Annotated in this window: 23 protein-coding genes; 10 read left to right on the top strand and 13 right to left on the bottom strand. The window is 67.9% G+C overall.

Annotation, left to right across the window (positions count from 1 at the left end):
• Positions 1-103: 103 nt before the first annotated feature.
• Entirely contained in the window at positions 104-622 is a 519-nt protein-coding gene (gene moaB / locus AC1KVE_RS07540) for a molybdenum cofactor biosynthesis protein B (RefSeq protein ID WP_024938580.1), read from the top strand.
• A gap of 30 nt (positions 623-652) precedes the next feature.
• Positions 653-1,435 (top strand): polyphosphate kinase 2, encoded by a 783-nt coding sequence (gene ppk2, locus AC1KVE_RS07535; RefSeq protein WP_024938581.1) that lies wholly within the window; start codon positions 653-655, stop codon positions 1,433-1,435.
• Here the strand turns inward: ppk2 and AC1KVE_RS07530 are convergent.
• The 4 genes from AC1KVE_RS07530 to AC1KVE_RS07515 all read right to left on the bottom strand — a co-directional run bounded on the left by AC1KVE_RS07530 (position 1,417) and on the right by AC1KVE_RS07515 (position 4,879).
• A complete protein-coding gene (locus tag AC1KVE_RS07530) occupies positions 1,417-2,646 on the bottom strand; it encodes a hypothetical protein (protein ID WP_481092146.1) in 1,230 nt (409 codons plus the stop codon). The genes ppk2 and AC1KVE_RS07530 overlap by 19 nt on opposite strands.
• Positions 2,647-2,730: 84 nt before the next feature.
• Positions 2,731-2,997: an acylphosphatase gene (locus AC1KVE_RS07525; RefSeq protein WP_481092147.1), complete on the bottom strand. Its 267-nt coding sequence runs from the start codon at positions 2,995-2,997 to the stop codon at positions 2,731-2,733.
• Complete coding sequence (locus AC1KVE_RS07520) at positions 2,997-3,605, bottom strand: TlpA family protein disulfide reductase (protein WP_481092148.1); 609 nt, start codon at positions 3,603-3,605, stop codon at positions 2,997-2,999. The genes AC1KVE_RS07525 and AC1KVE_RS07520 overlap by 1 nt, the downstream gene beginning before the upstream one ends.
• Positions 3,602-4,879 carry a YihY family inner membrane protein gene (locus AC1KVE_RS07515; protein ID WP_024938585.1) on the bottom strand — a complete coding sequence of 426 codons (1,278 nt, stop codon included), beginning with the start codon at positions 4,877-4,879 and terminating at the stop codon, positions 3,602-3,604. Before AC1KVE_RS07515 ends, AC1KVE_RS07520 begins: the two co-directional genes overlap by 4 nt.
• A gap of 51 nt (positions 4,880-4,930) precedes the next feature.
• On the opposite strand from AC1KVE_RS07515, the gene wrbA reads away from it, so the two are divergent.
• From wrbA to ybaK, 4 genes are all read left to right on the top strand, one after another.
• On the top strand, positions 4,931-5,587 hold the full coding sequence (gene wrbA, locus AC1KVE_RS07510; RefSeq protein WP_184610387.1) for an NAD(P)H:quinone oxidoreductase: 657 nt from the start codon (positions 4,931-4,933) through the stop codon (positions 5,585-5,587).
• The gene (locus AC1KVE_RS07505) at positions 5,584-5,928 is read left to right on the top strand and encodes a DUF2069 domain-containing protein (RefSeq protein ID WP_047128204.1); all 345 of its coding nucleotides are present in this window, start codon (positions 5,584-5,586) and stop codon (positions 5,926-5,928) included. The genes wrbA and AC1KVE_RS07505 overlap by 4 nt, the downstream gene beginning before the upstream one ends.
• A gap of 85 nt (positions 5,929-6,013) precedes the next feature.
• A complete protein-coding gene (locus AC1KVE_RS07500) occupies positions 6,014-6,499 on the top strand; it encodes an asparaginase domain-containing protein (protein ID WP_016900703.1) in 486 nt (161 codons plus the stop codon).
• Between the two features lie 4 nt (positions 6,500-6,503).
• A complete protein-coding gene (gene ybaK / locus AC1KVE_RS07495; protein WP_481092149.1) occupies positions 6,504-6,977 on the top strand; it encodes a Cys-tRNA(Pro) deacylase in 474 nt (157 codons plus the stop codon).
• A gap of 199 nt (positions 6,978-7,176) precedes the next feature.
• On the opposite strand, the gene AC1KVE_RS07490 is transcribed toward ybaK, so the two are convergent.
• From AC1KVE_RS07490 to sufT, 5 genes are all read right to left on the bottom strand, one after another.
• Entirely contained in the window at positions 7,177-8,874 is a 1,698-nt protein-coding gene (locus AC1KVE_RS07490) for a S8 family peptidase (protein WP_054591332.1), read from the bottom strand.
• Between the two features lie 366 nt (positions 8,875-9,240).
• Positions 9,241-10,650, bottom strand: coding sequence for a S8 family peptidase (locus tag AC1KVE_RS07485; protein WP_024938590.1), 1,410 nt, complete (start codon positions 10,648-10,650; stop codon positions 9,241-9,243).
• Positions 10,651-10,901: 251 nt separating this feature from the next.
• Positions 10,902-12,641 (bottom strand): S8 family peptidase, encoded by a 1,740-nt coding sequence (locus tag AC1KVE_RS07480; RefSeq protein ID WP_481092150.1) that lies wholly within the window; start codon positions 12,639-12,641, stop codon positions 10,902-10,904.
• 314 nt (positions 12,642-12,955) lie between these two features.
• The gene (locus AC1KVE_RS07475; protein ID WP_039523741.1) at positions 12,956-14,041 is read right to left on the bottom strand and encodes a branched-chain amino acid aminotransferase; all 1,086 of its coding nucleotides are present in this window, start codon (positions 14,039-14,041) and stop codon (positions 12,956-12,958) included.
• A gap of 64 nt (positions 14,042-14,105) precedes the next feature.
• The gene (gene sufT, locus AC1KVE_RS07470; protein WP_016900709.1) at positions 14,106-14,660 is read right to left on the bottom strand and encodes a putative Fe-S cluster assembly protein SufT; all 555 of its coding nucleotides are present in this window, start codon (positions 14,658-14,660) and stop codon (positions 14,106-14,108) included.
• 174 nt (positions 14,661-14,834) lie between these two features.
• Here sufT and AC1KVE_RS07465 point away from each other — a divergent pair, with 174 nt between their 5' ends.
• A complete protein-coding gene (locus tag AC1KVE_RS07465; RefSeq protein WP_102254755.1) occupies positions 14,835-15,254 on the top strand; it encodes a hypothetical protein in 420 nt (139 codons plus the stop codon).
• 871 nt (positions 15,255-16,125) lie between these two features.
• Here the strand turns inward: AC1KVE_RS07465 and AC1KVE_RS07460 are convergent.
• Positions 16,126-17,583 (bottom strand): NAD(P)(+) transhydrogenase (Re/Si-specific) subunit beta, encoded by a 1,458-nt coding sequence (locus tag AC1KVE_RS07460; RefSeq protein ID WP_481092151.1) that lies wholly within the window; start codon positions 17,581-17,583, stop codon positions 16,126-16,128.
• Positions 17,580-17,885 carry an NAD(P) transhydrogenase subunit alpha part 2 gene (locus AC1KVE_RS07455; protein WP_046346232.1) on the bottom strand — a complete coding sequence of 102 codons (306 nt, stop codon included), beginning with the start codon at positions 17,883-17,885 and terminating at the stop codon, positions 17,580-17,582. Before AC1KVE_RS07455 ends, AC1KVE_RS07460 begins: the two co-directional genes overlap by 4 nt.
• A gap of 123 nt (positions 17,886-18,008) precedes the next feature.
• Here AC1KVE_RS07455 and AC1KVE_RS07450 point away from each other — a divergent pair, with 123 nt between their 5' ends.
• The 3 genes from AC1KVE_RS07450 to AC1KVE_RS07440 are packed head-to-tail and all read left to right on the top strand — an operon-like array spanning position 18,009 to position 19,410.
• The gene (locus AC1KVE_RS07450) at positions 18,009-18,572 is read left to right on the top strand and encodes an RNA polymerase sigma factor (RefSeq protein WP_481092152.1); all 564 of its coding nucleotides are present in this window, start codon (positions 18,009-18,011) and stop codon (positions 18,570-18,572) included.
• Complete coding sequence (locus AC1KVE_RS07445; protein WP_104590445.1) at positions 18,569-18,913, top strand: hypothetical protein; 345 nt, start codon at positions 18,569-18,571, stop codon at positions 18,911-18,913. Before AC1KVE_RS07450 ends, AC1KVE_RS07445 begins: the two co-directional genes overlap by 4 nt.
• A 5-nt stretch (positions 18,914-18,918) precedes the next feature.
• On the top strand, positions 18,919-19,410 hold the full coding sequence (locus tag AC1KVE_RS07440) for a DUF3106 domain-containing protein (protein WP_039810786.1): 492 nt from the start codon (positions 18,919-18,921) through the stop codon (positions 19,408-19,410).
• Between the two features lie 211 nt (positions 19,411-19,621).
• Here the strand turns inward: AC1KVE_RS07440 and AC1KVE_RS07435 are convergent, their stop codons facing one another.
• Positions 19,622-20,713 (bottom strand): NAD(P) transhydrogenase subunit alpha, encoded by a 1,092-nt coding sequence (locus AC1KVE_RS07435; RefSeq protein ID WP_481092153.1) that lies wholly within the window; start codon positions 20,711-20,713, stop codon positions 19,622-19,624.
• A gap of 60 nt (positions 20,714-20,773) precedes the next feature.
• Positions 20,774-21,370 carry a TetR/AcrR family transcriptional regulator gene (locus tag AC1KVE_RS07430; protein ID WP_481092154.1) on the bottom strand — a complete coding sequence of 199 codons (597 nt, stop codon included), beginning with the start codon at positions 21,368-21,370 and terminating at the stop codon, positions 20,774-20,776.
• Positions 21,371-21,375: the final 5 nt, after the last annotated feature.

The raw sequence follows: 21,375 nt of genomic DNA, 5'->3' as shown, positions 1-21,375 counted from the left end.
CAACCCCTCTCCCGGGGGAGAGGGGCTAGAGAGCGACTCGTCCGTTGTGCAGCTTCACGCCGTGGTGCTGTACCCGGTCGCCCCGGCTCGCTAGGCTTGGGGCATGCCTTCCAATCCCGACTTCATTCCCTTGCACCTGTGCGTGCTGACGGTGTCCGACAGCCGCACGCTGGCCGATGATCGCTCCGGCGACTATCTGGTCGATGCCCTCACTCACGACGGTCACGTGCTGCACGAGCGCGCCCTGTGTCCGGACGATCGCTACCGCATGCGCGCGATCGTCTCTGCGTGGATCGCCGATGCGCAGGTCGACGGCATCCTGATCACTGGCGGCACCGGCTTTACCGGCCGTGACAGCACGCCGGAGGCGATTACCCCGTTGCTGGACAAGACCATGCCCGGTTTCGGCGAGTTGTTCCGCGCGGTCAGTGTCGACGAAATCGGTACCTCGTCACTGCAGTCGCGCGCGTTTGCGGGGCTGGCCAATCACAGTTTTGTGTTCTGCCTGCCCGGCTCCACCTCGGCCTGCCGCACGGCCTGGGAAAAGATCGTGCGTGCGCAGCTGGATGCGCGGACCAAGCCCTGCAATCTGGCGACACTGCGTCCACGTCTGGGCGAATAGCCTGCGCGCTCCATCGCTGCTGGAACGCGCATGTCGCACTTGAAACGCAAGGCCTACAAGAAGTTGCTGGCACCGCTGCAGCTGGAGCTGGTCAACATGGCGCGCTGGCTACGGCATACCAACCAGCGCGCGCTGGTACTGGTGGAAGGCCGCGACACCGCCGGCAAGGGTGGTGTGATCCAGGCCATCGCCAGCCATCTGAACCCGCGCCAGTGCCGGGTGGTGGCGTTGCCGACACCCAACGATCGCGAAAGCACGCAATGGTATTTCCAGCGCTATGTGGCGCACCTGCCAGCGGCCGGCGAGTTGGTGCTGATGGATCGCAGCTGGTACAACCGCGCCGGCGTGGAACGGGTGATGGGCTATTGCACCGACGCGCAATACGACGCGTTCCTGGAGCAGGCGCCGCGCTTCGAACAACTGCTGGTCGACGACGGCATCCTGTTGTTCAAGTACTGGCTGTGCGTGGATCAGGCCGAGCAGGAACAGCGCTTTGCCGAACGCCAGGAAGATCCGCTCAAGGGCTGGAAGCTGTCGCCGGTGGACCTGCAGTCACGCAGCAAGTACGAGGACTACACCGCCGCGCGTGAGCGCATGCTCGAGGTGACGCATACGCCGGACGCGCCATGGACGCTGGTGGATTTCAACGACCAGAAGCGCGGCCGGTTGAGCCTGATCCGCAATCTGCTGGATCGGCTCCCGGACACCGCGGTGCCCGATGACACGCTGCAGCTGCCGCCACTGGACGGCAAGCCGCACAAGGAACGTTACGGCGTGCTGGAGCCGATCGACGATTACGCCGGCCAGTCCTGAGAGATCTCGTCGCTGGCCGCGGTGGCGCGCGGCAAGGGATACAGGCCGGCCTGGCGTTCGGCCTGCTCGGCCTGCAGCACCAGCTGGCTCAGGCGCTGGCTGAACAGCTGCATGAAACCGCGGTGCAGCGGGCGCATCGCTTCGATGTAGTCGACGTCGTCGGCCTGCGCACCGAGCGGGCTGCAGGACGACAGCAGCACTTCGTCCAGGCGTAGCGCGCTGTCGGGCAGACGCACCAGCGCGGCGCGGCGCAACCAGTCGCGCATGCCCTGGCGGTACTCGGCAGCCAGGATATAGGCCACTTCGACCTGATCCAGGTCCACATCCGGGTTCCACGCCAGCACCTGGATGACCTGCGAGCGCTCGTCCAGCATGCGGCTCTCGGCAACCAGGCCGTGCAATTGCTGCAGCAGACGCCACTGGACGCCGGCGGCCTCGCGCTGCGGGGCCGGCATGGTCTCGATCGCCAGCGCCAGACGGCGTGCGAACAGTGCCGGCACTTCGGCCAGGACGATCGGGCCGGCATCGGCGCCGAGCAGGAAACGTTCGGTGCGCAGCGTGGCGGTGTCGGGCAGGTAGCCGTCCTGCAGCGGGCGCATCACGCCGTGGTCGAGCAGCGACAGCACCACGTCCAGCCAGTAGCGACGCTCCTGTTGCAGCGCGCGGTTGGCGGTGGCGTTCTGCCAGGCCGGACGGAGATCGTCCAGACGCGCGATGCAGGCCTGGGCATCGAGGGTGTCCCAGGGCGCACGGGTGGCGTCGTTGGGATCGAAATTCTCCACGCTGAGCATGCCGCCGCCGAAACGGTGCCAGGCTGCGCCGCGCTGGGTGCCGGCGGGATCCGGCCTGGAGGCCGACAGCGGCACCGCGGGGGCCGGGCGCAACAGGGCTGCGTAGGCGTCGGCCCAGGAATCGGGCAGACGCGCCGACAGCGGATAGCTGGCAGCGGACGCGCCCAGGCCGCGACGTGCGAGCTTCAGGCTCCACAGCACCGCAGCGATCACGATGCCGCCGAAGATCCAGGCCAGCAGCCAGCTGGTGGCCGCCTGCCCCGGCTGCAGCACGCGGGTCTGCGGCTGCAGAAACAGCAGCCAGCCACTGCCCGACAGGACGCCCAGGTACAGCCATGGCGCCAGCTGCGCCAGGCGACGGTTGCGGTGGTGGGCAGGCAGTTCGTGCCCGTCGGTGTGATCTTGAGATGGAGCGGCCATATATTCCCCCTGCACGCCTGATCGCGCTGACAAGGTTATCGGCGACGCATCGCAAGTCTGTTGGCCTGCTCGGCTGGCAGCGACTCAGCCAGTTACAAATTCTTCAGTCGGCGGCGGCGCGTAGGGCGTGCGGGTCACCGCCGCGACCCTGGCCGCCGGCGGGCCTTGCCATAACCAGGATTCCAGCGCGTCCAGCGCAGCGTCGGGCCCGGCGGCGACCACTTCCACGCTGCCGTCGGGCTGGTTGCGCGCATGCCCACGCAGGCCCAGCGCAACCGCACGCTCGCGGGTGGAGGCGCGGAACCACACGCCCTGCACCACGCCGGTGACGATAAAGCGCGCCGCCTGCATCAGCCGGCCTTGCCGGTGATGCCCACCGCCGTCTCGATGTCGCGTGCGGTCACCGGGCCGAGGAACTGCTTGGCCACCTTGCCGTCCGGCCCGATCAGATACGTCATCGGCAAGCCGCGCGGCGTGGCGAAGTCCTGCGGCGGCTGGTAGGGGTCGAGGATGGCGATCGGGTACGACACCGGGTGGTCCTTCAGGAACGCCTGCATGTCGGCGCTGCTGATGTCTTCATAGGCCAGGCCCACCACTTCGACGGTGTCGCGCATGGTGTGCAGCGCCGACAGCTCGGGCATTTCCTTCAGGCACGGCGCGCACCAGGTGGCCCAGAAATTGACCACCACCCACTTGCCGCGATGCGCGGCCAGGTCGTAGGCCTCGCCGGTCACGGTCGGCAGCGACAGCTTGGGCATCTCGGCGGTCTGCTGCACCACCGAGGTGTCGGTTGGGCTGGCCGGGTCGGCGGGGGCGGCCGGCTCTTGCGGTGTCTGTGCGGTGGTCGCCGGCGCTGCACCGCCGGCGGCGGGCGTGCCCTCGCCGGTGGGTTTGCAGGCGGTCAGCAACACCAGCGGCAACAGCAGCGCACAGGCGCCGCGCACAAGGCGCACGGTCATGGGAGGTCTCCGGGAAGGTGGGTGTAGAGGTCGCCGACCGGTTGCGCCAGCACGCTGCGCAAGGGTTGGCGCAGTTGTTCCAGCGCAGCGGCAGCGGCCTGGCCGTAGGCATCGTCGCGGCACGGCAGGGGGCGGTCTTCGATCGGCACGCGCAGCTGGCAGCTTTCGTAGAGTTCGGCCAGCGGCACCACGTCCAGATCGCGCGCCAGCAGCCATTGGCCGCGCTCGTCGCGGCGCAACAGGCGGATGCGTTTGAGTTCGCACAGCAACTCCTGCATCAGCGTGTCGGTGAGCATCGGCTCCAGCGCCAGGATGCGGTCTTCATCCAGGCCGTTGCCGTGGATGCGTGCCTGGCGGAAGCGGCCGAGCAGGCGCAGCAGGCCATAGATCTCGAAACCCGGCGGCAGCCGCATCGCTTCGGGCTGGTAGCGGAATGCCGCCATCGAGGAGGCCAGCGAGGCGCCCAGCAGCACCGAGACCCAGCTCAGGTAGATCCACAACAGCAGGATCGGCAGCGCCGACAGCGCACCGTAAATGCGCTGGTAGGTCTGGAAATTGCCCAGATAGAAGCCGAAGCCCCATTTGACGATTTCCATCAGGATCACCGCCAGCAACGCGCCCGGCAGCGCATGCCGCAGGCGTACCCCATGCTGCGGCACCACGCGGTAGATCAGCACGATGCAGACGAATTCCACCGCCATCGGCGCCAGCCGCCAGGCGAATTCGGCCAGCCACTGGCCTTCGGTGGTGCGGAACAGCGGCAGCGCGAACACGTAGGCGGCCATCGCCATCGAGGCGGCGGCCAGCATCGTGCCCAGGGTCAGCACCGTCCAGTAGATCAGGAAGCGTGTCACCTTCGGGCGTGCGGCGGCCACCCGCCAGATGCTGTTGAAGGTCTGCTCGATGCTATGCAGGGTGATCAGCAGCGAGGCCACCAGCGCGACCATACCGGCCACGGTGAACTTGCCCAGATCCTCCAGCGAACGATTGAGGTAGTTCTGCACCGAGCGTGCCGCGCCAGGCACGAAGTTGTTGAAGATGAAGTCGGTCAGCGCGTCCTTCCACTCGTTGAAGGCCGGGAACGCCGACAGCACCCCGAACACCACGATCGCCAGCGGCACCAGCGCGAACACCGTGGTGTAGGCGAGCGAGGCGGCCGCCTGGAACAGGCGGTCGTCGAGAAAGCGGCGCCACAGGAAGCGCCCGAAGCTGACCGTCCGCGCGCGGTCGCGCAGCCGTTCTTTCCATTGGTGGATTTTGTTCACGCGCAACATCGCGCAAGGGTACCCGATGCGCCGTCATCGCGGCCTTGCCGCAACTGCGGCGTGCAGGCAGACGGTGGCTTGGCCGATACTGCGGCAACTCACACAGGCGGTAGATGCGCGATGGCGGAGATTCTGGTGCTGTATTACAGCCGTGGCGGTTCGGTGGCGCGGCTGGCGCGGCAGATCGCGCGCGGCATCGGCGAAGTGCCGGGCATGGGCGCGCGGCTGCGCACGGTACCGCCGGTAGCGGCGGTGACCCAGACCAGCGCCCCGCCGGTGCCGGACGAGGGCGCGCCGTATGTGGACAAGGCCGATCTGGCCGAGTGCAGCGGCTTGCTGCTGGGCAGCCCGACCCGCTTCGGCAACATGGCCGCGCCGATGAAGCATTTCCTCGACGGCCTGGGTGCCGAGTGGGCCAGCGGCATCCTGGCCGGCAAGCCGGCAGGCGTGTTCACCTCCACCGCCTCGATGCACGGCGGCCAGGAATCCACCTTGCTGTCGATGCACCTGCCGCTGCTGCACCACGGCTGCCTGATCGTCGGCATCCCGTTCACCGAGCCGGCGCTCAGCCATACCACCAGCGGCGGCACGCCCTATGGCGCCAGCCATGTCTCCGGCGCCGGCGGCGACCCGCAACCGAGCGAGGACGAAGCGCTGCTGGCGCGTGCGCTGGGTCGCCGGGTGGCCGATATCGCCCGGCGCCTGGCCAGCCCATGAGCGTGCGTGCCACGCACTGGCTGCTGACTGCCGCGCTGATCGCGCTGACGGTGCTGTTCGTGAGCTGGTTTCACGACGACCGCCACCGCACCGCGGCGCTGCTGGTGTTCGCACTGCCGCCGGCGCTGATGGCCGCGCTGGCGCTGCGCAGCGCACGTGCGCGTTTCTGGGCTGGCGTGTTTGCGCTAGGCTGGTTCAGTCACGGCGTGATGGCGGCCTGGAGCCAGCCGCAGGCACGTGGGCTGGCCTGGCTGGAAGTACTGCTGGCCCTGCTGGTGGTGGCATTGGTGGGCGGCCCCGGCATGGCGGCGCGCTTCGGCCGCAAGCGCCCTCCACGTTGACCCGCTTGGGCAGCACCCGCGCCGGGGTCGTATCATGACGGCCCTCGCGCGGCCTGCACCGCGCCCGTTTGAAGGACCCGCAGCAATGGAAGACCTCCTGATCGTCACCACCGGTGGCACGATCGACAAGATCTACTTCGACGACAAATCGGACTACCAGATCGGCGACCCGCAGATCGGCCAGATCCTCAAGGAGCTGGGCGTGACCTTCCGCTTCTCGGTGATTCCGATCATCCGCAAGGATTCGCTGCACATCACCGACGCCGACCGCGAACTTGTGCGCGCCACCATCGCCGCCCAGCCGACCCGCCACGTGCTGATCACCCACGGCACCGACTCGATGGTGGAAACCGGCAAGGTACTGCAGTCGATCGCAGACAAGACCATCGTGATGACCGGCGCGCTCAATCCGGCGCGCTTTCGCGGCTCCGATGCCGAGTTCAACATCGGCTGCGCGGTCGGCGCGGTGCAGTCGCTGCCTGCGGGCGTGTACATCGCCATGAACGGGCGCATCTGGAATCCGGAAAAGGTGCGCAAGAACGTCGCCGCCAACCGCTTCGAATCGCTCTGACGCCATGAGCAAGGCCACCCGCGCGACCAAGGCATTGGATGCCGCCGGCGTGGCCTATGTGTTGCACCCCTACGCCTACCAGGCCGATGCCGACGCGAAGGGCGTGCAGGCGGCGAACGCCCTGGGACTGGTGCCGCACACGGTGCTGAAAACATTGATGGCCTGGGTCGACGACGAGGCGGTGTGCGTGGTGATCCCGTGCGATCGCCGGGTGTCGCTGAAGAAACTGGCCAGTGCCTGCAACGGCAAGTCGGCGCGCATGATGGAGGTGGCCGATGCCGAGCGTCGCACCGGCTACAAGGTCGGCGGCATCAGCCCGCTGGGGCAGCAACGCCAGGCGCCGGTCCTGATCGAAGCCAGTGCACTGGATGCCCCGTCGCTGTGGATCAACGCCGGGCAACGCGGCTTGCTGCTGGAATTGCCGGGCGATGGCATCGTTGCCGCATTGCAGGCGCGGCCCTGCAGTGTTTGCGACTAGCCGCGGCGAGACACCGCGCCGCGTGGCCGGCTGACGCAAGCCGGCATCTGGAAATCCAAAGGTGGCTCCGGTTCGCGGCAGCGATCACGCACCTCCGCTGCGGCGTGATGGGTTCGCCGGCGTCACATGGCCGATGCAAGATCACGCCCCAAGCAAGACCGAAGTCCTGCACCCCACCGGCGCAGGACTCCGGGCACGCTCAGTACGTGGCCACCAGCGTGACCGCCGAGAACGCCAGCGTGGCCTTGAGCCGCACGTAATACACCCCTGGCGCGGGCGCGCTCAGCGTGCAGCTGTCGGCATTGCCCACCACCGCAGTGCGGCAGTTGTAGGCGGTATCGCTCGGCAATGCACCGGCACGCAGCGACAGGTCGGCATTGCCGCTGCCACCGCTGAGCGCCACCCGCAGGCTGCGCGTGCCTGCGGGCACGTTGACCTGGTAATACAGCGAGCCACCGGTGGCTGCAGCCAGGCCGTTGCGTGCTGCATTGCTGGTCAGGGTGGTCGAGGCGATCACCGCAGCCACCGCACCATCGGCGTTGACCAACCCTGCCCCACACCCCTGCGGACACGCCACCGGCAATGCACGCGCCGTGCTCTTGAGCATCGCTTCGACGCTGGCCGCACTGAGCGGATTGAGCGCCACCGACTGCATCAATGCCACCACGCCAGCCACATGCGGCGCCGCCATCGAGGTGCCGCTGTAGACCGCGTAACCTGGGGTGCCCACCGCCGTGCTGCCGCTGTTGAGCGTGGACAGAATCGCCTGCCCCGGCGCGGCGATATCCACGCCCTGGCCGAAGTTGGAAAAGCTGGCCTTGGCCCCGGCCGAGGTGGTCGCCGCCACCGCGATCACGTTCGGGCAATTGGCCGGCACGCTTTTGGATACGTCGATATTGCTGTTGCCGGCAGCCACCACCACGCTGGTGCCGCGCGACACCGCGCTGGCGATCGCATTGCTCAAGGTGGTCGAACAGGAACCGATGCCGCCCAGCGACAGGTTGATCACCCTGGCCGGGGTCGGATTGGCCGGCACGCCGGACACCGTGCCGCCGGAGGCCCACACGATCGCATCGGCGATGTCGGACAGGTAGCCGCCGCAACGGCCCAGCACGCGCACCGGCAGCACCTTTGCATTGAACGCCACGCCCGCGGTGCCGGCGCCATTGTTGGCGGCGGCCGCGACGATGCCGGCCACATGGGTGCCATGCCAGCTGGAACTGGACGCGCTTGCGCCGCTGCCGCACTCGTTGGCCGCGGCCCAGTCGCCCGGATCGGCGGCATCGGTGTCGCGCGCGTTGCCGTCGCGGGCGATGAAGGCATCGCTGATGAAGTCATAGCCGGCCAGCACATTGGCCGACAGCTCCGGATGCGCGGTCACGCCGGTATCGATCACCGCCACCACCGCGCCCTTGCCGGTGGCCTTGTCCCAGGCCGGGCGCACGTTGATGCCGGCGCTGGTGGTCCCCAGCGCCCATTGCTCGGACAGGCGGCTGTCGTTGGGCACCAGCATCGGGCGCAGCAGCATGTCCACTTCCACCCGCTTGACCGCCGGGTCGGCCGCCAGACGACGCATCAGGGTTTCCGCATCGACCCGGTCCAGCGCGCGATCGGCCACCAGCAATTGCGGCCCGACCCCGAGCCAGCGCGACGACGACAGGCCGAGCGCCCGCCCGCGCCGCGCCGGCACCGCACGGGCGATCTCGCGCAACGAGCCACTCAGGCGCCCACGGTTGCCGGCGCTGCTGTCCTTGTAGCTGACGATGAAACGCTGATGGGCCGATGCCGACCCCAGCCCCTGCAGGCTGACGTCGCCAGCGAATGCAGGCGCAGTGCCGCATAGCAGTGCACAGGCCAGCGCGACATGGCGCAGCCCCTTGAACGGTAAATAACGCATGGATCGACCCCTCCCCGGGATGTCGTGGTGCAAACGAGGGCACACCTGTGCCGCCCTTGCATCGTGGTGAGGCGCGCCGACTGGCGTCGCTGCCCACCTGCCCACGCTATCGACCGGGTATGCGCGGACCTGAGCCGGTATCGCTGGCCAGGCGTGGCGAACCACCGGGTTGGTTAAGGTGGCCGCTCGAGAGGCAGATGCCGGCGGCGGCCAGGACCGCGCCGTCCCACCCTCCAGCGCTGCCCCCAAAACGCCATTGCCCCGCACTCTGGCGGGGCAATGGGGGTATCGAGCGTGCTGCAGACACACCGCATCACGCAGACCGCAGCGGTGCCAACGGCTCGGCCGCTGGCACCGCGAGGCGTCTTACGGGGTCTGGCTGACCGCACCGGCCGCGTTGACGATGCCGGCACCGCAGCCGCCCGAGCAGGCGCCCGGCAGCGGACGGGCGGTGTTCTTCAACAGCGTTTCCACTGCAGCCGGGGTCAGCGGACGGCTGGCCACCGACTGCACCAGCGCCACCACGCCGGCCACGTGCGGTGCCGCCATCGACGTACCGTTGTAGGAGGCGTAGCTGGCGCTGCCCGGGGTGGTGGTGCCGCTGTTGAGCGTGGACAGGATCGCCGAGCCCGGGCCGGAGATGTCGATGGTGCTGCCAAAGTTGGAGAAGCTCGAACGCGCACCGGCCGAGGTGATCGACGCCACCGAGATCACGTTGGCGCAGCTGGCCGGGGTGAAGTTGGCCACGTTGGCATTGCTGTTGCCGGCCGCCACCACCACCGTGGTGCCGCGCGACACCGCGCCATTGATGGCGTTCTGGTAGGTGCTCGAGCAGGTGCCGTTGCCGCCCAGCGACATGTTGATCACTTCGGCCGGATTGGCATTGGCCGGCACGCCGGAGACGGTGCCGCCGGATGCCCACACGATTGCGTCGGCAATGTCGGAGGTGGTGCCGCCGCACAGGCCCAGCGCACGCACCGGCACGATGCGCGCATTGAACGCGGTCCCCGCCACGCCGGTGCTGTTGTTGGTGACCGCGGCAATTGTGCCGGCCACATGGGTCCCGTGCCAGCTGGAGTTGGCCGCTGCCACGCCGGAGCCGCATTGGTTGGCTGCGCGCCAGTCGCCCTGGTCGGCCGGGTTGTTGTCGCGGCCATTGTTGTCGCGCGCACGCGCCGCGTCGCTGATGAAGTCGTAGCCCGGCAGCACGTTGGCGTTGAGGTCCGGGTGGCTGGTGATGCCGGTGTCGATCACTGCCACCACCACGCCGGTGCCGGTGGCGGTATCCCAGGCCGGACGCACGTTGATGCTCGAGGCGGTGGTGCCGAAACCCCACTGCTCGGACAGACGGGTGTCGTTGGGGGTCAGCGTCGGGTACATGATCTGATCGACTTCCACGTACTCCACGCTCGGGTCGGCGGCGATCCGGCGCATCAGCGTCTCGGCCTCGGCACGGTCCAGGCCACGGTCGGTCTTGAGCACTTCCGACCCCAGTGCGGTACGACGCACGTGATTCAGGCCCAGCGCACGGCCGGCGCGGGCCGGCACGGCGGTGGCGACCGAATTGAGCGATGCGCGCAGCGAGGTCGGGCTCACCGCGGCGCTGGAACCGTCCCTGTACTTGACGATGAAGCGGTCCAGGGTGGGCTGCGAATCCAGCCCGGAAAGATTGACCTGACCAGCAAACGCCGGCACTGCCAGCAGCGAGGTCAGCGCGGACACACCTAGAACCACCAGCGCGCGCGTGGGCGCACGACGTTGCGACACATTGGACATCGATCGTTCCTTAATTGAGAGGTACCGCAATTGCGGCGAGATGGCCAAACCGGCTCCACGTGCTGCGGATCGGGTCAGGCAGTGCACGGGCGCGGGCGCCCGGCGAGACGACTGACCGATGTCCATTCCGGTCGAGCGGCAACACACCGCCGGCGCCTGCCGATGCGGCAGACGTGGGCAATAGGTCGCTGATGGGGTGAAGCGGATCGGATCGGCACTGCCTGGCCGGGGCCAGGCAGTGCCGACGTGCCTCAGTAACTGGCGCGCAAGGTCACGCCGGAGAACGTGCTGTACGCCTTGAGGCGCACGTAGTAAGTGCCAGACGGCGCGCTGATGCTGCAGGTCTCGGCATTGCCGCTACGGTACGGACGGCAGGTGTAGGTGGTGTCGGTCGGCGCACTGCCGGCACGCACGTACAGGTCTGCATCGCCGCTGCCGCCACTAATCGCCACGGTCAGCGTGCCGCTACCGGCCGGCACTGCGATGGTGTAGTTCAGTTCCGCACCCGTGGCTGCGCCCAGTCCGGTGACCGGCGTGCCGTTGGTCAGGGTGTTGCCGGTGCCGCCGCCGCCATTGCTGCCACTGATGGCGGCAGTCACCGCCGCATCGGCATTGACGATGCCGGCGCCGCAGCCGCCCGAGCAGGCGCCCGGCAGCGCACGCGCGGTGTTCTTCAACAGGGTTTCCACGGCAGCCGGGGTGAGTGCGCTCGGCGCGACCGACTGCACCAGCGCGACCACGCCGGCCACATGCGGCGCCGCCATCGAGGTGCCGTTGTAGGACGCGTAGCTGGCGCTGCCCGGGGTGGTGGTGCCGCTGTTGAGCGTGGACAGGATCGCCGAACCCGGCGCCGACACGTCGATCCCGGTGCCGAAGTTGGAATAGCTGGCCTTGGCGCCGGCCGAGGTGGTGGCTGCCACCGCGATCACGTTGGCGCAGTTGGCCGGCAGCGAACCGGACACGTTGGCAGAATCGTTGCCTGCCGCCACCACCACCGTGGTGCCGCGCGATACCGCACCGCTGATCGCATTCTGCATGGTGGTCGAGCAGGTACCGCCGCCGCCGAGCGACATGTTGATCACTTCGGCCGGATTGGCGTTGGCCGGCACGCCGCTGACGCTGCCGCCGGAGGCCCAGATGATGGCGTCGGCGATATCCGACAGCGAGCCGCCGCACTTGCCGAGTACGCGCACCGGCACGACCTTGGCGTTGTAGGCGGTCCCCGCCACGCCGGTGGTGTTGTTGGTCACTGCGGCCACCGTGCCGGCCACATGGGTGCCATGCCAGCTGGAGTTGGCGGCGGGAATGCCGGAGCCGCATTCATTGGCGGCGTACCAGTCGCCTTCGTCGGCGGGATTGCTGTCGCGCCCGTTGCCATCGCGCGCCGTGGCGGCATCGCTGATGAAGTCGTAGCCCGGCAGGATGTTGGCGTTGAGATCGGCATGGGTGGTGATGCCGGTGTCGATCACCGCCACCACCACATTGGCGCCGGTGGCCTTGTCCCAGGCCGGGCGGATATTGAGGCCGGCATTGGTGGTGCCGAAGGCCCACTGCTCGGACAGGCGGGTGTCGTTCGGGGTCAGCGTGGCGTGCAGGATCTGGTCAACTTCCACGCTCTGCACGTTGGGGTCGGAGGCCAGTTGGCGCATCAGGGTCTCGGCTTCGGCACGGTCGAGTGCACGGTCGGCCTTGACCAGCTCCGGTCCCAGCGCCAGGCGGCGCACCGAGTTCAGGCCCAACGCCTTGCCGGCCTTGGCCGGAACAGCGCGCGCGGCGGTGCGCAGCGAGGTGCTCAGCGCGGTTGGACTGGCCAGCGCGGTGCTGCCGTCCTTATAGGTCACGATGAATTTCTGGTGGGTTTGGGCGGTGGCCAGGCCATCCAGATACACCTCGCCGGCAAAGGCCGGGGTTGCCAGCAACAACGAGGTCAGCGCAGCTGCGCTCAGGATGGTCAGTGCGCGGGGGCGCTTGCGGAAAGACTCGTTCGACATCGAATTCCCTTCTAGATCAAAGAGAACCGCCGTAGCGGTGGTAGCCGGTGCCGCCTTCCATAGGTCAGCACCGAGGTCCCGGACCGATCCCCTGTTATCGATCCGTTCAGCGAACCTACCGCACTACAACCAGACTGGACAATAAGAAGTTCGCACTTTCGAAAAATTAAATATCAGATTTGTGACACCGTACGGCACCGTTCAGCCAGTTGACGACACATCCGGACATGAATTGGCACACACCTGCTGCGTTGCCCCAAAAAAAAGGCCCCTGCGCGACCGCGCAGAGGCCTTCTTTGACGCGATGCGCTGGCTCAGGACAGACGCACCAGCCAACCGTGGCGGTCCGGGACGCGCCCGTACTGGATGTCGGTCAGCTCCTGGCGCAGCGACATGGTCACCTCGCCGGCCGGTGCGGAGAGATCGCCGACCGCAAAGCCATCGCCCTTCAGCTCGCCGATCGGGGTGACCACGGCAGCGGTGCCGCAGGCGAACACCTCGGTGATCTCGCCCGACGCCACGCCCTGCTTCCACTCGTCGATGGCGACCTTGCGCTCGATCACCTGCATGCCGCGATCGCGGGCCAGTTGCAGGATGCTGTCGCGGGTGATGCCTTCCAGGATGCTGCCGGACAGTTCCGGCGTCACCAGCGTGCCGTCCTTGTAGACCAGGAACACGTTCATGCCGCCCAGTTCTTCGATGTATTTGCCTTCCACCGGGTCCAGGAACAGCACCTGCGAGCAGCCTTGCGCATAGGCCTTCTGCTGCGGCAGCAGCGAGGCGGCATAGTTACCGCCGCACTTGGCCGCACCGGTGCCGCCCTTGGCCGCTCGTGCGTACTCGGTGGACAACCAGATCGACACCGGTGCCACGCCCTTGGCGAAATACGGACCGGCGGGACTTGCGATGACGTAGTACGAGGCCTTGTGCGCCGCACGCACGCCCAGGAACGCCTCGTCGGCAATCATGAACGGGCGGAAGTACAGGCTGGTTTCCGGGGCCGACGGCACCCAGCTCGCATCCACCGCCACCAGCTGGCGCAGCGATTCGACGAACAGGTCCACCGGCAGTTCCGGCAGCGCCAGCCGCCGCGCCGAGCGCTGCAGCCGCTCGCCATTGGCCTGCGGGCGAAAGGTCCAGATCGAGCCGTCGGCATGCCGGTAGGCCTTGATGCCTTCGAAGATTTCCTGGCCGTAATGCAGCACCGAGGCGGCCGGATCCAGCTGCAGCGGGCCGTACGCGCGTACCTGCGCGTCGTGCCAACCGAGCTCGTTGGTCCAGGAAATGGCGACCATGTGGTCGGTGAAATGCAGCCCGAAGCCGGGCGCGGCCAGGATCACGGACAGCTCGTCGGCACTGCGCGGCGACGGGGAACGGGTGGAAGCGAAGGACACGGACACCGGAAGATTCCTGTAGGGCGGGCGAAAGGACGCGGCGCCACCTGTTGGACATGGCGCCTGACGGTCAGAGCATGCCGGTCTCGAGACGGGCTGCTTCGGACATCATATGCCGGCCCCACGGCGGGTCGAAGACCAGCTCGACGTCGGCCTCGGCAATGGTCGGAATCATTTCGACCTTGCTGCGCACGTCGTCGACCAGGATCTCGCCCATGCCGCAACCGGGCGCGGTGAGGGTCATTTTGACGTCCACCCGGCGCTGATCGTCTTCCTCGCGATGGCTGACCACCGCCTCGTAGACCAGGCCCAGATCGACGATGTTGAACGGGATCTCGGGGTCGAAACAGGTGCGCAGCTGCTGCCACACCAGAGCCTCCACCTCTTCGTCGCTGGCATCGGCGGGCAGTTCCAGCCCCGGCGGGGCCTCCTTGCCGATCGCATCGCCATCCTTGCCGGCAATGCGGAACAGGTTGCCTTCGACAAAGACCGTGTAGCTGCCACCCAGCGCCTGGGTGATATAGCCGTAACTGCCTGCGGGCAGGGTCACCGAATCGCCCTGCGGCACCATGACGGCATCGCAATCGCGTTCGAACTGGACGGGTTCGCTGCTACGGGAGTACATGGGCTGGATATGGGGCCGCGGCGGATGCGCGCAAGTCCGCCATTCTAGCCGACCACGGCAAGGCCGCTGCCGTTGCGGGATGGAGCCAGCGACGACGCTGCATTCCATCGGCGCGTCCATCACCGCGCAAAGTACATCGCGCGCTTTATCATGTGCGCACTGTCAGGAGCTCCAATGCCGCCTACCACCGCGTCCGCCAGAACTGCCCACTGGCTCTGGCCCCCGCTCCTGCTGCTGGGGTGCGTCACCGCCCTGATCGCCTGGATGCTCATCGCGCTCGCCCTGGGCAACCAGGCCGGCTGGATGGCGGTGCTGGTAGCGCTGGAAATCGTCTGGATGCTGCGCCTGGGCACGCTGGGCGCCGGTCCCTTGCGCATCGGCATCGCGGTCGTGGCGACCGCGCTGATCATCGTCGGCGCCAACTGGGGCATCGCCTCGGCGCAGCTGGGCAACGCACTGGGCCTGGACCCGTGGACCTCGGCACAGAAGATGGGCACCGGGCTGGCCTGGACCCTGCTGCAACTGGCCAACAACGGCTTCGACTTGCTGTGCTATGCCGCCGCGCTGGTCCTGGCGTGGTGGGCGGCGCGCTGAGTCGGACGCGTTCGCAATGGCTGCCACTAGGCATCCGTGGAAGCTGATGCTTCATGTGCACAACTCAAGTCACGCCGCTCCTGCTCAGTGCTGGCGCTTTATTTTCCTGACGCAGCGATATCCGGGAGAGCTCTGCGGCTTGGCTGCGGGGCCCTTGACGCTGTGAGTTTGCTGCAAGGCCCTTGCCCGCCCACCATCGCAGGACACGCCGCAAGTACGTCCTTGTAGGCTCTTACGCGGCATCCATGCCGCGTAAGGTCCCGCGACGGTGAGCGGACAAGGACCAGTCAAGATAGTCGGTGTGAATGGTTTTCGACAGAGCAACCGGTAACCGATGCGGTGTCCTCGCCGCGCCCCCGACGCTGTGAGTTTGCTGCAGGGTCCTTGCCGGCCCACCATCGCAGGACACGCCGCAAGTACGTCCATGTAGGCTCTTACGCGGCATCCATGCCGCGTAAGGTCCCGCGACGATGGGCCGGCAAGGACCTGTCGAGATGGTCGGTAGGTTTGGTTGCAAGCAAAGCATGGTGTGTGTTGTTCGGATCACCGTGCGTTCGATCAGCTTTCCAGCGCAAACCGAGTAACGGCAGCGGCTCAACAAAGCAAGCTGCAAACGTTTCAGCGTCCCGACGCAAGACTTGCAATCGCAACAGGCAGCTTTTTATTCGACCACCGACCAACTTCCTGGTGCGGTGTCCTTGCCGGTTGCGGGACCCTTGGCGGCATGGATGCCGCCAAGGAGCCTCCATGGATGGATTCACGGCGTGTCCCGCAAGCGGTAAGGGCACCGCGCACTCGAAGAGCCGAGCTTTTGAATGTCTTTAAACACCGCTACGCCCCACAAAGCCCGGTATTTTCTTGAAGCGACGTCTCAGTGTCTGCTCCCGTCCAGCGCCTTCAGCTCGCTGACCAGCGCGCCGGCCGCTTCCGCGCCATCGCCGTACAGCATGCGGGTGTTGTCGGCGTAAAACAGCGCATTCTCGATACCGGCAAAGCCGGTGCCCTTGCCGCGCTTGATCACTACCGTGTTCTTCGAATTGACCACGTCCAGTATCGGCATGCCGTAGATCGGGCTGGCCGGGTCGGTCCTGGCCACCGGGTTGACCACGTCGTTGGCGCCGATCACCAGCGACACGTCGGTGCTGGCGAACTCGGGGTTGATGTCGTCCATGTCGGCGATCAGGTCGTAGGGCACGCCGGCTTCGGCCAGCAGCACGTTCATGTGCCCGGGCATGCGCCCGGCGACCGGGTGGATTGCGAACTTCACCTTGACCCCGCGCGCGATCAGCCGCTGCGCCAGCTCCCAGATCTTGTGCTGCGCCTGTGCCACCGCCATGCCGTAGCCGGGCACGATCACCACCCGCTCGGCGAACGCCATCATCGCCGCCACGTCGCCGGCCTCGATCGGCTTCTGCGCCCCGGCGATCTCCTGCGCCTGCCCGCCGCCGCCGAAGTTGGAAAACAGCACGCCGCTGATCGGCCGGTTCATCGCCTTGGCCATCAGGCGCGTCAGCAGGATGCCGGCCGCGCCGACCATCATGCCGGCGATGATCAGCGCCTCGTTGCCCAGCACATAGCCTTCGAACGCCACCGCCAGGCCGGTGAATGCGTTGTACAGCGAGATCACCACCGGCATGTCGGCACCGCCGATCGGCAGCGTCATCAATACACCCAGCGCCAGCGCCACCACGAAGAAGGCGATGATCGCCAGCGGCTGCAGGCTGCTGGCCGCCCAGATGCCGAGCACCAGCACCGCCAGTGCCACCAGCAGATTGAAGGCCTGCTGGCCCGCAAAGGTCACCCGACGGTCGAGCCGGCCATCCAGCTTGGCCCAGGCCACGATCGACCCGGACAGCGACACTGCGCCGATCGCCGAGCCCACCACCGCCAGCACCACCGTGGTGGTGTCCGGCCGCCGCGCCGCCAGTTCGGCGATCGCCTGAGCGCTCCAGTGGGTGGTGTCGCGGTTGGCGAAGAAGGCAAAGCGCAGCAACTCCACCGCCCCGATCGCCGCCGCCGAGCCGCCGCCCATGCCGTTGTACAAGGCCACCATCTGCGGCATGTCGGTGATGGCAACCTTCCTGGCCGACCACCACGCCACCCAGGTACCGATCGCCAGCGCGGCCAGGATCAGCGGCACGTTACGCAGCTCGGGCAGGAAGAATGTCGCCACCGTGGCTATCAACATGCCGAGCCCGGCCCAGCGGATGCCGCTGCGCGCGGTCAGCGGCGACGCCATGCGCTGCAGCCCGAGCAGGAACAAGGTCGCCGCGACCAGATAGCTGGACTTCACCAGCCATGCCAGCAGCTCGGCAGTGGAGACGTTCATGGCGCGTCCCCGCCCGACGGCTTCTTGCTGGACTTGAACATGTCCAGCATCCGCTCGGTCACCACGTAACCACCGGCCGCATTGCCCGCACCCAGCATCACCGCGACAAATCCCAGCGCCTTTTCCAGCGTGGTATCGGCATGCCCCAGCACCACCATCGCACCGATCAGCACGATGCCGTGGATGAAGTTGGAGCCGGACATCAGCGGGGTATGCAGGATCACCGGCACCCGCGAGATGATCACGTGGCCGGCGATGGCCGCCAGCATGAAGATGTACAGCGCTACGAATCCGTCGCTCATCGTCGTTCGCTCCACTGGCCGGTGCGGCCCGCCGATCATACCCACGCCGTGCGCGCCCGGGCGCGTGTCAACCGAATCGGCACTCGCCCGTTGACGTCGTATCGTCTCCGCGGAAGCTACGCTGTGCTGGTGGGAACCCCTTTCGATCCGCAACCTGCCGCACCGGCCGCCACCGTGCCGGTTTCGCTGGACGCCTTCCTGGCCGGCATCGGCCCGCGTGCGTTCCGCTTTGCCGAGGCCGGCCTGCGTCACCGCGAAGATGCGCTGGACGCCGTGCAGGACGCCATGGTGAAGCTGCTCGGCTACCGCGAGCGCCCGGCCGCCGAATGGACGCCGCTGTTCTGGAGCATCCTGCGCAGCCGCATCATCGACCTGCAGCGCCGGCGCAGCTTCCGCCTGAAGTTCTGGGCGCCGGCCGAACGCGCCGACGACGAGGGCACCATCGACTGGGCCGCCCCCGGCACCGGCCCGGTGGACGAACAACAGCATCAACAGGCCTACCAACGGCTGGTCGAGGCCTTGCGCAACCTGCCTGCGCGCCAGCGCGAAGCGTTCACGCTGCGCGTGCTGGAAGACCTGGACGTGGCCACCACCGCCAAGGCGATGGGCTGCTCGGAAGGCTCGGTCAAAACCCACCTGTCGCGTGCGCGCGACGCGTTGCAAAAACAGTTCGAGGATTTCCTGTGAACCGCTCCCACGACCCGGCCCAGCTGGATGCGCACCTGCGCCAGCTGCATGCCTCCGCACTGACCAGCCTGCCGCCGCAGACCCTGGCGCGCCTGCGCCAGGCCCGTCATGCGGCCGCTCCCACGCGCGCCCGGCGCGGCTACTGGTTGCTGGCGACCGCGTGTTCCGGCCTGCTGGCGGTCGGCATCGGCCTGCAGCTGCGTCCAGGCGAGCGCGCCTCGCCGGACCGCACCCCGACCCAGGTGGTCGCCGGCACCACCACCGATACCGACGACATGCTGACCCAGAACCCGGACCTGTACGTCTGGCTGGGGTCCGATACCGCCCTGGCCATGGAATAACCACGATGACCCGCACCACCCGCCTGTTGTTGACCCTGCTGCTGTGCGCCGCGCCTTGCGCATCCCTGCTGGCTCAGGCCCATTCCCCCGGACCGCCGGGACCGCCACCGCCGGATGGCCCCGGCCCGCGAGGACCCGGACCGCGCGAGGCAGACACGCCGATGCCCGAGTGGGACAAGCTCACCCAGCAGCAGCGGCAGGTGTTGATCGATGCGCTGCGCGAACGCTGGAACGATGTGCCGGAAGAACGCCCGCGCATGTACCGGCATGCGCGCCGCTGGCTGGACATGACCCCGGAGCAGCGCAAACAGGCCAAGGCCGGCATGGACCGCTTCCGCAACATGAGCCCGGAGCAACGCCGCGAGGCCAAGGCCTTGTTCGAACGCATGCGCACGCTCAACCAGCAACAACGCAATGAGCTGCAGCAACGCTGGCAGAAGATGAGCCCGGCCGAGCGCAGCACCTGGCTGCGCGAGCATCCGCCCACCGACGATTGACGCAGCGCTGCCGCGGCAAGCGCGCCACGCCAGCGCACGGGTTCATCCCGGTCACAGGCGGACATGCGCGCAGCCCCCGTAGGAGCGCGCTGGCGCGCGATGGAGCATTACAGATAAGCGCCATCGCGCGACGGATCGTTACCGATAAAGCGCCATCGCGCGCCAGCGCGCTCCTACCCGCCAGTGCGCAAGGCGCATGGGCTCGGCGGAGCTACGCAGTCGCTGGCGCCGACCAGCGTGTCTTGGCCAGCAGTTCGTCGTCCCAGTCGAACGACAGCGCGCCATCCTTGATCAGCAATGCGGCGAACGCGTAGACGTTGCGCGCGAACATCTCGCTGGCGTGCACCGCGCCCTGGCTAGCCAGGTTGAGCGGCCCGGCGATCACCACGCCGTCGCGCTCATAGGTATCGCCGGGCCGGGTGGCAGCGCAATTGCCGCCGGTTTCCGCGGCCAGATCGACGATCACGCTGCCGGCGCGCATGCCGTGCAGCATCTCCGTGCTCAGGATCTTCGGCGCCGGCCGGCCGGGCACGGCGGCGGTGCAGACCACCACGTCCACGCCTTTGAGGTGTTCGGCCAGCCGGCGTTGCTGTTCGGCGCGTTCGTCGTCGGTGAGCTGGCGCGCATAACCGCCCTCGCCGGCCGCGCTCACGCCCAGATCCAGGAAGCGCGCACCCAGCGAGGCGATCTGCTCGCGCGTTTCCGGGCGCACGTCGAAGCCTTCGACCTGCGCGCCCAACCGTTTGGCAGTGGCGATCGCCTGCAGCCCGGCCACGCCCGCACCGATCACCAACACCTTGCTCGGGCGCATGGTGCCGGCGGCGGTGGTCAGCATCGGAAAGAAGCGCGGCGCCAGCTGCGCGGCGATCAGCACGGCCTTGTAGCCGGCCATGCCGGCCTGCGAACTCAAGACGTCCATCGATTGCGCACGTGTGGTGCGCGGCAGGCGCTCCAGCGGAAACGCGACCAGCGCACCGGTGGCAATCGCCTGCGCACGTGCCGGGTCGGCGTCCGGCGCCAGCATGCCGATCAGCACGGTGTGGGGCCTGCATTGCTGCAGAAGCTCGGTGGGCGGTGCCTGCACGCTCAGCAGCACCTCGGCCTGGGCCAGCGTGTCTGCCGTGGCGAGCTGCGCCCCGGCCTGCAGATACGCGGCGTCGGCCATGCTACTGGCACAGCCGGCGCCTGGCTCGATCCACACGCTGGCGCCGAGCGCGACCAGTTTCCTGACCGTTTCCGGCGTGGCGGCGACGCGGCGCTCGCCTGCCGCGCGTTCTTTCAGCACCAGCACCTGCACAGCCATGGCCTGCTCCGCTCGCGCGCCTGTCGTCGCGGCGATGCTAGCAGAGCGCGGCAGCCACGCTCAGGGCGTCAGCAAGGCCGGCAGCATCGGGGCGAGCAACTGCTCGGGCGGCGCCAGCGCCACCACTTCGGTGCGGTGGTCGATGGCCAGACACGCATAACCATGCGCCGCGCTCCAGGCCAGCAGCACCCGTTGATGCAGCAGGTGCGCATCCGGCGCACTGCCGTGCCGGGCCAGCCAGGCCGCATGCAGGGCATCGCGCAGGCAGGCCATCGCCGCATCGGTGGCCGCCAGCAGGCGCGGCAGGCTGCGTCGCTGCGGCTCCAGGCTCTGCATCAGGCGAAACTGCTGCGGGTAGGCGATGGCGAACCGGATATAGCCCAGGCCGCCACCCAGCAGTGGGTCGACCTCGCGCTGGGCCTGCATGATCCACTCGACCATGCGTTCGTACCCGTCTGCAACCAGTTCCACCACCAGACCTTCCAGCGAGCCGAAGTGATGTGCCGGCGCGGCATGCGAAACGCCCGCACGGCGGGCGCACTCGCGCAGGCTCAACCCGCGCGGACCCGATTCGCCGACGATCTCCCAGGCCGCGCGGCGCAGGGCGGCGGGCAGATCGCCATGGTGATACGTCGCTGACCTGGGCGCGTGGGACATGGCGG

Source organism: Xanthomonas sp. NCPPB 2864 (assembly GCF_056675615.1).
Note: the sequence above shows the minus strand (reverse complement) of the source record. Positions and strands in the feature narration are given on the sequence as shown.